The organism is Paracoccus sanguinis (assembly GCF_012689545.1).
GTDB classification, from domain to species: Bacteria; Pseudomonadota; Alphaproteobacteria; order Rhodobacterales; family Rhodobacteraceae; genus Paracoccus; species Paracoccus panacisoli.
In genome coordinates this window covers 1,906,223-1,919,641 of the sequence record NZ_CP051542.1, presented here as the reverse complement: position 1 = coordinate 1,919,641, position 13,419 = coordinate 1,906,223, and the positions used below count along the sequence as shown (strand labels likewise).

Genomic DNA, 13,419 nt, shown 5'->3' with positions numbered 1-13,419 from the left:
GCGCGCGCACCGGGCGGGTCATCCCCGCGCGGCGTCCATCCGCCGGCGCATCTCCTCGATCGCGGGGCCGAGGCCGGTGAAGATCGACTCGGCGATCAGGAAATGGCCGATGTTCAGCTCGGCGAGTTCCGGGATCGCGGCGATGGGCCCGACGGTGTCGAAGGTCAGGCCGTGGCCGGCGTGAACCTCGAGCCCCAGCGACGCCGCAAGGCGCGCGCCCTCGGCCAGCCCGGCCAGCTCGGCGTCGCGCAGGTCGTGGCGGCCCTCGGTGTCGTAGTCGCAATAGGCGCCGGTGTGCAGCTCGACCACGGCGGCGCCGATGCGGGCGGCGGCCTCGATCTGGCGCGGGTCGTGGCCGATGAAGAGCGAGACGCGCGCCCCCGCCGCGCGCAGGGGCGCGATGTAGTCGGCCAGCCGCGCGGCGTCGGCGGCCACGTCCAGCCCGCCCTCGGTGGTCCGCTCTTCGCGCTTTTCGGGGACGAGGCAGACGGCGTGCGGGCGGTGGCGCAGCGCGATGGCCTGCATCTCGGGCGTGGCCGCCATCTCGAGGTTCAGCGGCACGCTGAGCGCATCGGCCAGCCGGGCGATATCGTCGTCCGAGATGTGGCGCCGATCCTCGCGCAGATGGGCGGTGATGCCGTCGGCGCCGGCGGCCTCGGCCAGCAGCGCGGCGCGCAGCGGGTCGGGCCAGGGGGTGCCGCGCGCGTTCCTGACGGTGGCCACATGGTCGATGTTGACGCCCAGTCGCAGCATGGCGGTCCCCCCGGCTTGGTCGTGCGGGGCAGGTTAGCCGCGGGGCGCGGCGGGGGGTAGCCCCGCGATGCTGCGCGTGGCCTCGACCCACCAGCCGGGGCGGGCGGCGGCGATGGCCACGGCGGCGGCGCGGGCGGCCGGGGCGTCGGGAAAAAGGCCGAAGCAGGTCGCGCCGGACCCCGACATCCGGGCGATCTGCGCGCCTTGGGCGGCGAGCGCGGCAAGGGTGTCGCCGATCACCGGGGCGAGGCGCAGGGCGGGCGGCTCGAGGTCGTTGCGGGTCGCCGTGAGCCAGCCCGGCCAGTCGCCGTCGGCGGGGAACGGGGGCAGGCCGGGGTTCTCGCGGCTGGTCAGGGCGGCGAAGACGGCGGGCGTGGGGACCTCGACCCGCGGGTTGACCAGCACGAGGTGCAGCGCCGGCAGGGTGACGGGGGTCAGGATCTCGCCCACCCCCTGCATCCGCAGGCTGCGGCTCATCAGGCACGCGGGCAGGTCGGCGCCGAGTGCCTCGGGCCGCGCAGGGGTGCGGCCGAGCGCGCGCAGCACCGCGGCGGCGTCGGCCGTGCCGCCGCCGATCCCCGACGCCGGCGGCAGGCGCTTCTCGAGGGTGATCGCGGCCTCGGCCCCCACGGCGCGGGCCGCGCGCAGGCACAGGTTGTCGTCGCCGGGCGGAACGACGTCGGCGAAAGGCCCGGTGAGGGTCAGCGACAGCGGCCCGGGGGCGAGGGCCACGCGATCGCCCAGCTCGGTGAAGACGACCAGCGAATCGAGCAGGTGATAGCCGTCCGTGCGCCGCCCGGTGACGTGCAGCGCGAGGTTGATCTTGGCCGGCGCGGGTTCGCGCACGACCGCAGCCCGGTCGGCGGAGGTCACGGGCGCGGCGGCACCGGTTCGCCGTCGTCGGCGCCGGGCGGGGCCGGGCTGTCGGGCTCGGGCGCGGTGTCCACGGGCGCCGCATCCGCCGGGGCGGCGGCGGGCTCGGGCGCCGCTTCAGGCGTCGGCTCGGGCTGGCCCCAGCCCTCGGGCAGCTTGCCGCCGTTGGCCTTTTCCGCCGCCAGCACCTCGTCCAGCCCGCGTTCGAGCTTGGCACGGACGCGGTTCAGGTCGGTGTCGGTGTCGGCGGGCTTCCACAGGCTCAGCGCCCGCTTCCACTGGATCTCGGCCTCGCGCTTGCGGCCGACCATCCAGTAGATGTCGCCCATGTGGTCGTTCACGAGGCTGTCGTCAGACATCGCCGAAACCGCCTTTTCCATCGGCTCGACCGCATCCTGATAGCGGCCCAGCCGGTAATAGGCCCAGGCCAGCGAATCGAGGATGTAGCCGTCGTCCGGGCGCAGCGCGACGGCCTTCTTGATCAGGTCCAGCCCCTCGTCCAGCCGCACGTTCCGGTCCACCCAGCTGTAGCCGAGATAGTTGAGGATCGGCGCCTGCTCGGGCTGCAGGTTCAGCGCCGCCTGGAAATCCGCGTCGGCGCGGTCGAACTGGCCCGAACGTTCCAGCGCGATGCCGCGGGCGTAGAGCGCGAACCAGCTCGCCTGCGGATCGGTCTCTTTCGCCAGCAGCTCGAGCGCCCGGTCGTAGACCGGCACCGCCTCGGCGAACTTGTCCTGCTGGCGCAGCAGGTCGCCCAGCGCCACCCAGGCCGAGGGCAGCTCGGGCCAGGTCTCGGTCAGGGCGCGGGCGGCGGCCTCGGCATCGGCGCGGCGGTCGGCGCGGGCGAGCGCGTCGATCCGCGCCAGCTCGGCCGCGGGGCGCAGGTCGCCCTTGGCGCGCAGGCCCTGGAACTCGGTCTCGGCCAGGTCGAACTGCCCGGCGCTCTGCAGAAGCTGGGCGACCAGCAGCTGCGCCTCGGCCATGTCGGGGGCGAGGTACTGGCCGATGCGGGCGTAGATCAGCGCCAGCGGGTCGGTATCCTCGCCGCCCATCAGCGCCCCGCCGAAGGTGACGAAGACCTGCGCGAGGCCCTCGGCCGGGCTCTTGATCACGTCGAAGGGCAGTTTCTCGCCCGCCGCCAGCCGGTCGCGCAGCAGCTTGAGCGCCGGTTCGGACTCGAGCGCGTCGAGATCGTCGAGCAGCTTGACCGCGTCGGCATTGCGCTCGAGCTGCGAGAGCACCTGCACGCGGGCGACGATGCCCATCAGGTGCCCGGCGCTCTCGGGATCGGCGAGCGCGGCCTCGGCGCCCTCGTAATCGCCGACGCTGGCCTTGGCGAGCGCGAGCTGGAAGCGCGCGATGCCCGCCGCGCCGCGCTGACGCTCGAGCTTCTGGAAGGTGGCGAAGGCGTCCGAGGCGCGGCCGTCGCCCATCTCGGCCCAGGCGCGGGTCATGCCGTCCATCAGCGGCCCGGCCCCGCCAGGGGTCGAGGGCATCTTGTCGAGCATCGCCAGCACGCCCGCCCAGTCGCCCTTGCGGGCCAGCGCGGCGCGGGTGACGAGCCCCGCCAGCTCGGTTGTGCGGCCGCCGTCGACGAGGCCCTGCGCCATGGTCGCGGCGTCATCCATCTGCCCGGCCGAGACCATCGAGACGAGCGCCCCGTCCTGCAGGAAGAGGTCGGTGCGGTCATGGGCGACGGCGGCGCGGAAGTAATCGGCGGCGACGGCGAAATCGTTACGCGAGGCGGCGAGGCGGGCGGCGAGATAGGGGCCCGCGCGGCCGGGGATCGGCTGGATGCGGGTGGTATGGCCCGAGGGCGGCACCGGCGCGTCGCTGATGAGCTGCGCCTGCCGGGGCGTGGCGTCAGAGGCCGGGGCGGCGGGGTCCGCAGTCTGGCCGGGGACGGCGACGGGGGCGGCCTGCGCGACCCGCACGGCGGCGGGCTGCGCCGGGGCGGCGGGGGTCGAGAGGTCCAGCATCAGCGCGGCGACGGCGGTGGCCGAAACTCCGGCGGCGGCGGCGAGGATCAGGATCGGCTTCATCGCAGGCTTCATCGCAGCGGGGGCCCCGGTTGTCGGTGTCATGCCGCCGGACCCTATCCGCTGGCGCAGGCGGCGGCAACGCCGCCGGGCGCCCCGGTCCCCGGCGGGCGGTCACGGTCCGGGGAGGTCGCCGGGTATTTGGGCCAGAGAGACGCGGTGGAGGTGGGGCGTGGGGTGCCCGCGCGGCGTTGGGCGGCAACCGAAGGGTGAGGCAAGCTGTGCGGATGGGAGCGGCCGCGACTGGCGCTTGGCCAGACGCAGCCCTCTAGTAAACCAGCGAACAGGGCGGCGTGTGGCGCAACGCGCCTGCCCGCGGCCGCGACAGGCCCTTGGCAAGACGCAACCGCAGCGGCGAACAGGACGCGGCCCGAAGCCTATCGCGCGCCTCACCCGCAGCCCTCACGACCCGCAAACGGGACGGCCCGCAGACCGCCCTCCTCATTCTTCCTTGCTGAAGTATCCCGGGGTCCGGGGCAGAGCCCCGGTCCGGCGGCGCCGTCACGCGCCGCCCCCGGATTTACATGTTCGGATAGTTCGGACCGTCGCCGCCCTGCGGGGTCGTCCAGACGATGTTCTGGCTTGGGTCCTTGATGTCGCAGGTCTTGCAGTGGACGCAGTTCTGGAAGTTGATGACGAAGCGCGCGCCCTCGGGGACGCTCGCGTCCTCGACCACCTCATAGACCCCGGCCGGGCAGTAGCGCTGCGCGGGTTCGGCGTATTCGGGCAGGTTGACCCGGATCGGCACCGAGGGGTCCTTGAGCTTCAGGTGCGAGGGCTGGCTTTCCTCGTGGTTGGTGAAGCTGAAGGCGACGTTGGTCAGCCGGTCGAAGCTCAGCTTGCCGTCCGGGCGGGGGTAGTCGATGGGCTTGTACTTCGCGGCCTTGCCGGTGGCGGCGGCGTCGGACTTGCCGTGCTTCCACGTCCCCAGGATGTTGCGGTTGAAGAGGTTGGCGAACCACATGTCCGCCCCGCCCAGCATCAGCGAGCCGATCATGCCGGTGCGCGACCAGCTCGGCTTGACGTTGCGCACCCGCTTGAGGTCGCGGGCGATCGGGCCCGAGCGCAGGTCGCTCTCGTACTCGGTCAGCTCGTCGCCCTCGCGGCCGGCCGCGATGGCCGCCGCCGCCGCCTCGGCCGCCGCGATCCCCGACAGCATCGCGTTGTGGTTGCCCTTGATCCGCGGCACGTTCACCAGCCCCGCCGAGCAGCCGAGCAGGATCGCGCCCGGCACCGTGAGCTTCGGGATCGACTGCCAGCCGCCCTCGCTGATCGCCCGGGCGCCATAGGCCACGCGCTTGCCGCCCTCGAGCAGCTCGGCCACCATCGGGTGGTGCTTGAAGCGCTGGAACTCGGCGTAGGGGTAGAGATAGGGGTTGGCGTAGTTCAGGTGTACCACGAAGCCGATGAACACCTGGTTGTTCTCGGCGTGATAGATGAAGGACCCGCCGCCGGCGGCCTTGCCCAGCGGCCAGCCCATGGTGTGGACGACCGTCCCCTCCTTGTGCTTGGCGGGGTCGATCTCCCAGATCTCCTTCATGCCGATGCCGAACTTCTGCGGCTCGTGGCCCTCGGACAGGCCGTAGTTCTCGATCAGCTGCTTGGCGAGGCTGCCGCGCACGCCCTCGGCGATGAAGACGTACTTGCCGCGCAGCTCCATCCCCGGCTCGTAGGAGGGGCCGGGCGAGCCGTCCGGCTCCTTGCCCATCTCGCCCGCGACCACGCCGGCGACGCGGTTGCCGTCCATGACCAACTCGGACGCCGCCATGCCGGGGAAGATCTCGACCCCCAGCGCCTCGGCCTGCTCGGCCAGCCAGCGGCAGACGTTACCCATCGAGACGATGTAGTTGCCGTGGTTCGACATCAGCCGCGGCATCGGCCAGTTGGGGATGCGGAACTGCCCGCCCTCGCCCAGCACCACGAACTTGTCGGTGTGGACCTCGGTCTTGACCGGGGCGCCCTTTTCCTTCCAGTCGGGGATCAGCGCGGTCAGCCCCGAGGGGTCCAGCACCGCGCCCGAGAGGATGTGGGCGCCGACCTCCGAGCCCTTTTCCAGCACCACCACGTTCAGCTCGGGCTCGATCTGCTTGAGCCGGATCGCGGCCGACAGACCCGCGGGTCCGGCCCCGACGATCACCACGTCGTATTCCATCGATTCGCGTTCGATTGCGGACATGGCGTCTCCCCTTCGGCCTGGCTGCTTGCGCGGTCGCCCTGTGACATATGCGGTAACCGGCCGCGAAACAATCGTGACGCGGTGTGCGGGTCGCACGCAATTCCCTGTCGCGCGGCTGTGTCGCAGGGCGGGGGCGCGGGCGGGGGGAAGAACGGCGGCGCGCACGGGTGCACCGGGACGGCGGCGGGGGGCCGCGCACGGCGGCGGGGCCGCTTGCGTCACGCGCCCGGCTGCGCCACGATGCGCGCGAACCAGACGCCCCCTGCGTGACCGCCGGGGGCGTTTTGACACGGCTGGCGCCCGTCGGGCGCATGGGGACGAGATGGAAAAGATACCGATGACGCGGGCGGGTCACGCCCAGCTGGACGAGGAACTGCGCGAGCTGAAGGCCGTCGAGCGCCCGGCGGTGATCCGGGCCATCGCCGAGGCGCGCGAGCACGGCGACCTGAGCGAGAACGCCGAATACCACGCCGCGCGCGAGAAGCAGTCGTTCATCGAGGGCCGCATCAAGGAGCTTGAGATGATCATCTCGCGGGCCGAGGTGATCGACACCTCGAAGCTCTCGGGCAGCGTCAAGTTCGGCGCCCGCGTGACCGTGGTGGACGAGGACACCGACGAGGAAAAGAGCTTCCAGCTCGTGGGCGAGCAGGAGGCCGACCTCGAGCGCGGGCTGCTGAACGTGCGCTCGCCGCTGGCGCGCGCGCTGATCGGCAAGGACGAGGGCGACAGCGTCGAGGTGACGACCCCGGGCGGGCAGAAATCCTACGAGATCCTGTCGATCCGCTATGAATGAGCTGATCGGCCGGCTGCAGGCCGAGCTGCGCGGGTGGCGGACCGGGACCGGACACGACGCGGGGGACCGCGCGGTGCTGGTCGGGGCGGTCGTCTCGGCGCTGTGGCTGGTGCTGGTGCTGCTGTTCTGGGCGCTGGGGCCGGCGGATGCGCCGCAGCCGGGCGGGCTCGCGCGGCTCGCCGCAGCGGTCGCGGTGATCCTGCCGCTGGTGCTGGTGTGGATCGCCGTGGGCCTCGCCCGCGCCATCGCCGAGTTGCGGGCCGAGGCGGTGCTGCTGCGCACCCGGATGGAGGCGCTGCGTCCCGCCGAGCGTGCCGCGGCCGAGCGTGACGCCCGCCTGCCCGAGGCCCCCGGCCGGGCCGCGACCGCGGCGCTGCGCCCTGCCCCGGCGCGGGCCCCCGCCGCCCGCCCGGCCGAGCCGCGCACGAACGAGCGCCAGCCCGACCTGCCGCTCGACCAGCCGCCGCCAGTGCGGCTTGCGCCCGCCGACCTCGTCGCGGCGCTGAACTTTCCCGACGGGCCCGACGACCACGCCGCCATCGCCGCGCTGCGCACCGCGCTCGGCGACGCCGACACCGCGCGCGGCATCCGCGCCGCGCAGGACGTGGTGACGCTGCTGGCCAAGCACGGGCTCTACATGGACGACCTCGCCCCCATCGACGCGGACGCGCCGGGCTGGGGGGCGGGCTGGCGGCGGTTCCTCGACGGGCAGCGCGCCGGCACGCAGGGGCTGGCGGGGATCGAGGATGCCGACGCGCTCGCCATCGCCACGGCGCTGATGCGCAGCGACGAGGTGTTCCGCGACGCGGCCCACCATTTCCTGCGCCAGTTCGACCGCATCCTGACCCGCGCCGCGCCGGGGATGGACGACCGCACGCTCGGGGCGGCCGCCGACACCCGTTCGGGGCGGGCGTTCCGGCTGCTCGCGCAGGTCACGGGGATGTTCGGCTGACGCGACGCGCGCCGCGACGGCGACGGCCTCAGCCGTCGGCGACGGTCCGGGGCGGGACGGTTGGCGCCAGCATGTGCCGGGCGGCGAGCGTCAGCGCCCCGTAGACCCCGGCCAGCACCCACAGGTGCCGCACCGCCGGGGCGATGTCGGCCCAGCTGCCGCCCATCGCGGCCAGCCGCGTGTAGCCCTCGATCATCGGCACCGCGGGGATCGCGCCGGCGGCCATCTGCAACGGCGCCGGGATCGCCTCGATCGGCCACGAGAAGCCGGACAGGAAGAACAGCGGCAGGCCCATCGCCAGCAGCACCGGCTGAACCAGCTCCGCCCGCCTGAGCACCGCCGCGACCATCTGCGCCAGCATCCCGGTGGCCAGCACGAACGGCAGCCCCAGCGCCGCGAGCAGTCGCAGGTCGCCGAGCCACGGCAGGCCGTAGACCTGCGGCAGCGCCACGAGGAACAGCGGCAAGAGCCCAGCATAGAGGAGCAGCCAGACCGCGGCCTGCCCCAGCAGATCCTCGGCCGGCAGGCGCAGCGAGCGGGGGCGCCGCACCGCCACCAGCGCCAGCCCCATGACCTGCGTCTGGTGCAGGATCAGCACCAGCGCCGCGGGCAGGATGTAGGTGGCGTAGCCGCCCGAGGGGTTGAACAGCGGCACCTCGACCAGCTGCGTCGGATTGGCCATCGCCAGCGCCTGCTCGGCCCCGAGCTGCTGGCCGGCCATCAGCCGCCCGGCGGCGATTCGGGCGCCGATCTGGCGGACCGGCACGGCGATGCCGGTCAGCACCTTCTGGTAGACGAGGAAATAGCTCGCGTCGCCATAGACGGCGATGGGGCTGGGCCGGCCAGAGAGGAGCGCACGCTCGAAATCCTGCGGGATAACGACGATGCCGTAGGCCTCGCGCCGGTGGACGAGCGCGGTGGCGGCGGCCATGTCGGGGACGTGGGCGGCGATGCGCACCGATTCGGCGGCATCGACGGCGCGCAGCAGCTCGCGCGCCGTCTCGCCCCCGTCGAGGTCCACGGCCACCACCGGCACGTCGCGCAGCAGTTCGGTCTTGTAGGGGGCCGGATAGATCACCCCATAGATCGCCAGCGCGAGGATCAGGATCATGGCGATCTGCGGGTCGCGGAAGATCCCCGCGAGTTCCGCCCGGAAGCCGCCTGCGATGCCCCTCATGCCCGGCCCTCCGGCGTCACGGCGGCGGGCACCGGGGCGGGGCCGGGCGGCGCCGCGGCGGCGGCGGCGGCCCGGCGGCCGAGCACGCCCATCCGCGCGACGAGCCCCGCGGCCAGCACCGCCACGATGGCGAGCAGCGCCAGAAGCGGCGTCAGCGCCAGCTCGACCGGGGTGGCGCGCAGGGTCTGGTCGATGCGCAGTTCCAGATACCAGGTGCCGGGCAGCACGCTGCTCCAGACCTGGGCGAAGGGGGGCATGGCGTCGCGCGGAAAGCCGATGCCCATGTAGCCGAAGGCCGGGGCCATCACCATCGCCACGAAGCTGATCGCCGAACCGAAGTCGCGGGCGAGCGAAAAGGCTACCGCCCCGAAGAGCAGCGCCGAAAAGATGAAGAGCGCCGTCCCCGCCGCAAGGATCGCCACCGATCCGCGCAGCGGCACCCCGAGGATGCCGAAGAGCACGAGGTCGGCCAGCGCGATGACGGTGCCGAAGATCAGCGCATAGGGGATCAGCTTGCCCAGCATCACCGGCACCACCCCGCCCCCGGCGGCCAGCAGCGCCGGGAAGGGCGAGGGCGCGTCGGGCGTCGGCCGCGCGAAGTCGAGCGCAAGGGCGAAGGTCACGGCGGCGGCGGCCATGATCTGCACCAGCGCCGGCACCAGCGCCGAGAGCAGGAAGTCGATGTAGCTGAAGGCCGGGTTGAAGAGCGGGTGGATCTGGATCGGAATCGGCTGGACCAGCGCCGCCACGGCGCGCGGCGCGGCGCCCTGCGCCCTCAGCATCCCCATCTGCGCCCCGGCGGTGAAGCCGTTGATCGCACTGCGCGCGCCCCGCGCGGCGACGGCGCCCGCGGTCATGTGCTGGTTGTCGTAGAAGAGCACCACCTCGGGGCGGCGGCGGTCGAGGAGGTCACGCTCGAACTCGGCCGGGATGAGGACCGTGGCCCGCGCCTCGCCGCGGCGGATCGCGTCGCTCGCCTCGGCCAGACCCAGCGCGGGGCGGGTCACCAGCTCGGGCGTCGCGTCGAGCAGCCGCGAGAGGCTGCGGCTCGTCTCGGTCCGGTCGAGGTCGACGACGGCGACCGGCAGCCCGGTGGGCGTGCCCTGCAGGAACACCGCGGCCAGCAGCGCCAGCAGCACCAGCGGCAGGATCGTGGTCAGCAGCGCCAGCGCCGGGTGCCGGGCGATGAGCGTCAGCTCGCGCCGCGCCACGAAGGCGATGCCGCGCAGCATCGCCTTACAGCCCGTGCGCGAGCAGCGCCGACATCCCCGGTCTCAGCCCCGGCACCGGCTGCACCGGCGTGGCCCGCAGCTCGAAGCTGCGCAGGTCGAAGTCGCCGGTCGCCCGCGTCGCCCGCCAGCTGGCAAAGTCGCCCTGCACGTTGATCAGCGTGACCTTGGCCTCGACCGTCGTGTCGAGCGCCGGGATGGTGACGTTGAGCGTGTCGCCGACCGCGACCCCGTGCAGCTGATCCTCGCGGATGTTGAAGGTGAACCAGGCGTTGGCGGGCTGGACGAGGGTGAAGAGCGGCGCGCCGGGACCGATGTTCTCGCCGATCTCGATCATCCGGCCGGTGATCTCGCCGTCCATCGGCGCGATCACCTCGAGGTCGTCGAGGTTGGCCTGCTGCTGGGCGAGCGCCGCCTCGGCCTGCGCGGCCTGCGCTTCGGCTGCGGCGCGCTGTTCGGGGGTGGCGCCGGCGCGCACGAGGTCAAGCTGCGCCTCGGCGGCGTCCACCTGCCGCTCGGCCGCCTCGAGGTTGCGGGTGCCCTGCTCGACCACCGCCTGCGAGCGCACGCCGCGGCTTTCCAGCGCGGTGTTGCGGGCGTCGGCCTCGCGGGCGAGCGCCACGTCGGCCTTGGCGGCGGCGACCTGCGCCTCGGCGGCGCGGACGTTCTCGGGGCGGACCACGGCGACGGCGGCGGCGTTGTTCTTGGCGGCCTGCAGCGCCGCCTCGGCCTGGCCGTAGGCGGTGAGAAGCTGCGGGTTCTCGAGCCGGACGAGGCGCAGGCCCTTGGTCACCCCGTCGCCGGTGTCGGCGCCGATCTCGACCACCCGGCCCGAGGTGCGGGCGCTGACATCGACGCGCGGCGCCGCGACCTCGCCCTGGATCACCACCGGGCCCGGGCGGGTGAGCGACCAGACGCCATAGCCCGCCGCGGCGACGAGCAGGACGAGCACGAGGTAGAAGAGCCGCGACCGGCGCCGGTCGGCGGCGGGGGTGTAGGCTTCGGGGGTCTGGGTGGTGTCGCTCATCAATCTGCCCGCCTCGGTGCTGCGCCGCCGCCGCGCCGCAGGGCGTCGGGGGTCCGGGTGCAGACTATCACGCTTTGCCGGGCCGCCAACCGGCCGCTGGCGTCCGGGTTTTACATATCACTCGATATGTGTTGTTCAAGGCGGTTGCTGTGTTCGGACGGACGACCACAGCCGCTCCAGCGGTGACGCGGGTGACCGGCCGGGGCCGTGGCCGCTATCTGACCGGCAGCCGCCCCGAGGCCTTGACGGTGTTGAGCACGATCGAGGTGCAGACCCGCGTCACCGTGGCGTGGCCAAGGAGCTTGCGGTTCACCAGGTCCTGCACCCCGGCGAGGTCGGGGACGATGGCCTTGAGCAGATAGTCCTTTTCGCCGCTGAGGGCATAGGCCTCCTGGATATAGTCGGTGCGGCGCAGGATGTCGTGGAAATCGGCGGCGGTGGCCTGGCTGTGGGCGACGAGATTGACCTCGACGAAGACGGTGATGTTGAGGCCCAGCGCCTCGGGCGACAGCTCGGCGCGGTAGCCGCGGATCAGCCCGTCGCGCTCCAGCGCCATCCGCCGACGCGAGCATTGCGAGGCGGAGAGGCCGACGCGCTCGCCCAGCTCGGCGTTGGTCAGGCGGGCGTCGTCCTGAAGGGCGGCGAGAAGGCGGCGGTCGAAGTCGTCGAGGTCGAACATGGGCGCTCTCTGTGCGCAAAGCTGTGCTGCGATGCAGCGTGAGGCGCGGCTGAACGCGCCCGGCCAAAGCTATCATGCACCGCTTGAACCTACCATGCACAACTCATGCGCTGCGCCTCTCCCTACGCCCCCTTTCGCACACACCGCGCATGGCGCCGAATGTATGATCGTTGCAACCGCAACCATGGGAGGGAATCATGGGCCCGTTTCCGCATGACGCGCCGCGCGCGACGATCACCGCCGCCAACCCGGCCGGCACCGACGGCTTCGAGTTCGTCGAGTTCGCCCACCGCGACCCGAAAGAGCTCGAGACCCTCTTCCAGCGCATGGGCTTCACCGAGGTCGCGCGGCACAAGAGCAAGGACATCTCGCTCTATCGTCAGGGGCGGGTGAACTACATCCTCAACCGCGAGCCCGGCAGCCATGCCGCGCGCTTCGTGGCCGAGCACGGGCCCTGCGCGCCGGCGATGGCGTGGCGGGTGGTGGACGCGCAGGTGGCGCTGCAGCGCTGCCTCGACTACGGGGCCGAGGAGTATACCGGCGCCGACAAGACGCTGGACGTGCCGGCGGTGATCGGGATCGGCGGCTCGCTGCTCTACCTGGTCGAGACCTACGGCGAGAAGGGCTCGCCCTACGCGGCCGAGTTCGACTGGCTGGGCGAGGCCGACCCGCAGCCGAAGGGGGTGGGGTTCTACTACCTCGACCACCTGACCCACAACGTCATGCGCGGCAACATGGACACCTGGTACAGGTTCTACGCCACGGTCTTCAATTTCCGCGAGATCCGCTATTTCGACATCGCCGGGAAGCAAACCGGGCTGACCAGCCGGGCGCTGACCTCGCCCGACGGCAAGATCCGCATCCCGATCAACGAAAGCGCCGACGCGCACAGCCAGATCGAGGAATACCTGCGCGAGTACAAGGGCGAGGGCATCCAGCACATCGCCTGCGGCACCGACGACATCTATGCCGCCACCGACGCGCTGGCGGCCAACGGGCTCGAGTTCATGCCCGGCCCGCCGTCGATCTATTACGACAAGTCGTTCGAGCGGGTGACCGGCCACGAAGAACCGATCGAGCGGCTGGAAAAGCACGGCATCCTGATCGACGGCGAGGGCGTGGTGGACGGCGGCGAGACGCGCATCCTGCTGCAGATCTTCTCGAAGACCGTGATCGGGCCGATCTTCTTCGAGTTCATCCAGCGCAAGGGCGATGACGGCTTCGGCGAGGGCAACTTCAAGGCGCTGTTCGAGTCGATCGAAGAGGACCAGATCCGCCGGGGCGTGCTGACCGCATGAGCGAGGGCAAGGGGCCGGCGTGGCGCGGCTATCGCGGCGCGCCGGCCGTGGGCGCGGTGATCTGCCGGCTGGACGAGGTGCCCGATCCGGGCACCCGTTGCCTGCGAATGGGCGGGTTCCCGCTCGTGGTGGCGCGGAGCGGCGCGGTGCTGCGCGCCTATGTCAACGCCTGCCCGCACCAGTTCCTGCCGCTTGACCAGCGCGGGCCGCAGGTGATGAGCGCCGACGGCACCCGGCTGCGCTGCACCAACCACGAGGCGGCCTTTCGGCTGACCGACGGCGTGGGGGTCGAGGGGCCGGCCGCGGGCGAGGCGCTCGACCCGATTCCGGTGCTCGTGACCGAAGCGGGCGAGGTGGTGATCGCGGAGTAGTCGCGGCGAAAGGCGTATGCACCGCCCGCCTGCCCCGTCACGCCGCTCACCT

The 13,419-nt window shown here is 72.6% G+C and carries 12 protein-coding genes; 4 read left to right on the top strand and 8 right to left on the bottom strand.

Annotated features, from left to right (window positions below):
• Window positions 1-18: 18 nt before the first annotated feature.
• The 4 genes from HGN31_RS09130 to HGN31_RS09115 all read right to left on the bottom strand — a co-directional run bounded on the left by HGN31_RS09130 (window position 19) and on the right by HGN31_RS09115 (window position 5,841).
• Entirely contained in the window at window positions 19-753 is a 735-nt protein-coding gene (locus HGN31_RS09130; protein WP_036709772.1) for a pyridoxine 5'-phosphate synthase, read from the bottom strand.
• Window positions 754-786: 33 nt separating this feature from the next.
• Window positions 787-1,599, bottom strand: a complete 813-nt coding sequence (locus HGN31_RS09125) for a 4-(cytidine 5'-diphospho)-2-C-methyl-D-erythritol kinase (protein WP_036709810.1) — start codon at window positions 1,597-1,599, stop codon at window positions 787-789.
• Window positions 1,600-1,622: 23 nt separating this feature from the next.
• A complete protein-coding gene (locus tag HGN31_RS09120; protein WP_280529898.1) occupies window positions 1,623-3,668 on the bottom strand; it encodes a tetratricopeptide repeat protein in 2,046 nt (681 codons plus the stop codon).
• A gap of 517 nt (window positions 3,669-4,185) precedes the next feature.
• Entirely contained in the window at window positions 4,186-5,841 is a 1,656-nt protein-coding gene (locus HGN31_RS09115) for an electron transfer flavoprotein-ubiquinone oxidoreductase (RefSeq protein ID WP_168783001.1), read from the bottom strand.
• Between the two features lie 322 nt (window positions 5,842-6,163).
• Here HGN31_RS09115 and greA point away from each other — a divergent pair, with 322 nt between their 5' ends.
• Entirely contained in the window at window positions 6,164-6,634 is a 471-nt protein-coding gene (gene greA, locus HGN31_RS09110) for a transcription elongation factor GreA (protein ID WP_036702885.1), read from the top strand.
• Window positions 6,627-7,586, top strand: a complete 960-nt coding sequence (locus HGN31_RS09105; protein ID WP_244960952.1) for a hypothetical protein — start codon at window positions 6,627-6,629, stop codon at window positions 7,584-7,586. Before greA ends, HGN31_RS09105 begins: the two co-directional genes overlap by 8 nt.
• 28 nt (window positions 7,587-7,614) lie before the next feature.
• Here the strand turns inward: HGN31_RS09105 and HGN31_RS09100 are convergent, their stop codons facing one another.
• The 4 genes from HGN31_RS09100 to HGN31_RS09085 form a co-directional block, all read right to left on the bottom strand.
• The gene (locus tag HGN31_RS09100) at window positions 7,615-8,763 is read right to left on the bottom strand and encodes an ABC transporter permease (protein WP_168783000.1); all 1,149 of its coding nucleotides are present in this window, start codon (window positions 8,761-8,763) and stop codon (window positions 7,615-7,617) included.
• Window positions 8,760-9,995 carry an ABC transporter permease gene (locus HGN31_RS09095; RefSeq protein ID WP_168782999.1) on the bottom strand — a complete coding sequence of 412 codons (1,236 nt, stop codon included), beginning with the start codon at window positions 9,993-9,995 and terminating at the stop codon, window positions 8,760-8,762. The genes HGN31_RS09100 and HGN31_RS09095 overlap by 4 nt, the downstream gene beginning before the upstream one ends.
• A 4-nt stretch (window positions 9,996-9,999) precedes the next feature.
• Window positions 10,000-11,019: an HlyD family secretion protein gene (locus HGN31_RS09090; protein ID WP_168782998.1), complete on the bottom strand. Its 1,020-nt coding sequence runs from the start codon at window positions 11,017-11,019 to the stop codon at window positions 10,000-10,002.
• Between the two features lie 214 nt (window positions 11,020-11,233).
• Window positions 11,234-11,698 carry an Lrp/AsnC family transcriptional regulator gene (locus tag HGN31_RS09085; protein ID WP_168782997.1) on the bottom strand — a complete coding sequence of 155 codons (465 nt, stop codon included), beginning with the start codon at window positions 11,696-11,698 and terminating at the stop codon, window positions 11,234-11,236.
• Window positions 11,699-11,895: 197 nt separating this feature from the next.
• On the opposite strand from HGN31_RS09085, the gene hppD reads away from it, so the two are divergent.
• Together hppD and HGN31_RS09075 are read left to right on the top strand one after the other, a co-directional pair.
• Complete coding sequence (gene hppD, locus HGN31_RS09080; RefSeq protein ID WP_168782996.1) at window positions 11,896-12,996, top strand: 4-hydroxyphenylpyruvate dioxygenase; 1,101 nt, start codon at window positions 11,896-11,898, stop codon at window positions 12,994-12,996.
• Complete coding sequence (locus tag HGN31_RS09075) at window positions 12,993-13,367, top strand: Rieske (2Fe-2S) protein (RefSeq protein ID WP_168782995.1); 375 nt, start codon at window positions 12,993-12,995, stop codon at window positions 13,365-13,367. The genes hppD and HGN31_RS09075 overlap by 4 nt, the downstream gene beginning before the upstream one ends.
• The last annotated feature ends 52 nt before the right edge of the window (window positions 13,368-13,419 follow it).

Coding starts and splice junctions, on each gene's coding strand:
- HGN31_RS09130 (WP_036709772.1), bottom strand. CDS start 753: ATGCTGCGACTGGGCGTCAACATCGACCATGTGGCCACCGTCAGGAAC.
- HGN31_RS09120 (WP_280529898.1), bottom strand. CDS start 3,668: ATGAAGCCGATCCTGATCCTCGCCGCCGCCGCCGGAGTTTCGGCCACC.
- HGN31_RS09115 (WP_168783001.1), bottom strand. CDS start 5,841: ATGTCCGCAATCGAACGCGAATCGATGGAATACGACGTGGTGATCGTC.
- greA (WP_036702885.1), top strand. CDS start 6,164: ATGGAAAAGATACCGATGACGCGGGCGGGTCACGCCCAGCTGGACGAG.
- HGN31_RS09105 (WP_244960952.1), top strand. CDS start 6,627: ATGAATGAGCTGATCGGCCGGCTGCAGGCCGAGCTGCGCGGGTGGCGG.
- HGN31_RS09100 (WP_168783000.1), bottom strand. CDS start 8,763: ATGAGGGGCATCGCAGGCGGCTTCCGGGCGGAACTCGCGGGGATCTTC.
- HGN31_RS09095 (WP_168782999.1), bottom strand. CDS start 9,995: ATGCTGCGCGGCATCGCCTTCGTGGCGCGGCGCGAGCTGACGCTCATC.
- HGN31_RS09090 (WP_168782998.1), bottom strand. CDS start 11,019: ATGAGCGACACCACCCAGACCCCCGAAGCCTACACCCCCGCCGCCGAC.
- HGN31_RS09085 (WP_168782997.1), bottom strand. CDS start 11,698: ATGTTCGACCTCGACGACTTCGACCGCCGCCTTCTCGCCGCCCTTCAG.
- hppD (WP_168782996.1), top strand. CDS start 11,896: ATGGGCCCGTTTCCGCATGACGCGCCGCGCGCGACGATCACCGCCGCC.
- HGN31_RS09075 (WP_168782995.1), top strand. CDS start 12,993: ATGAGCGAGGGCAAGGGGCCGGCGTGGCGCGGCTATCGCGGCGCGCCG.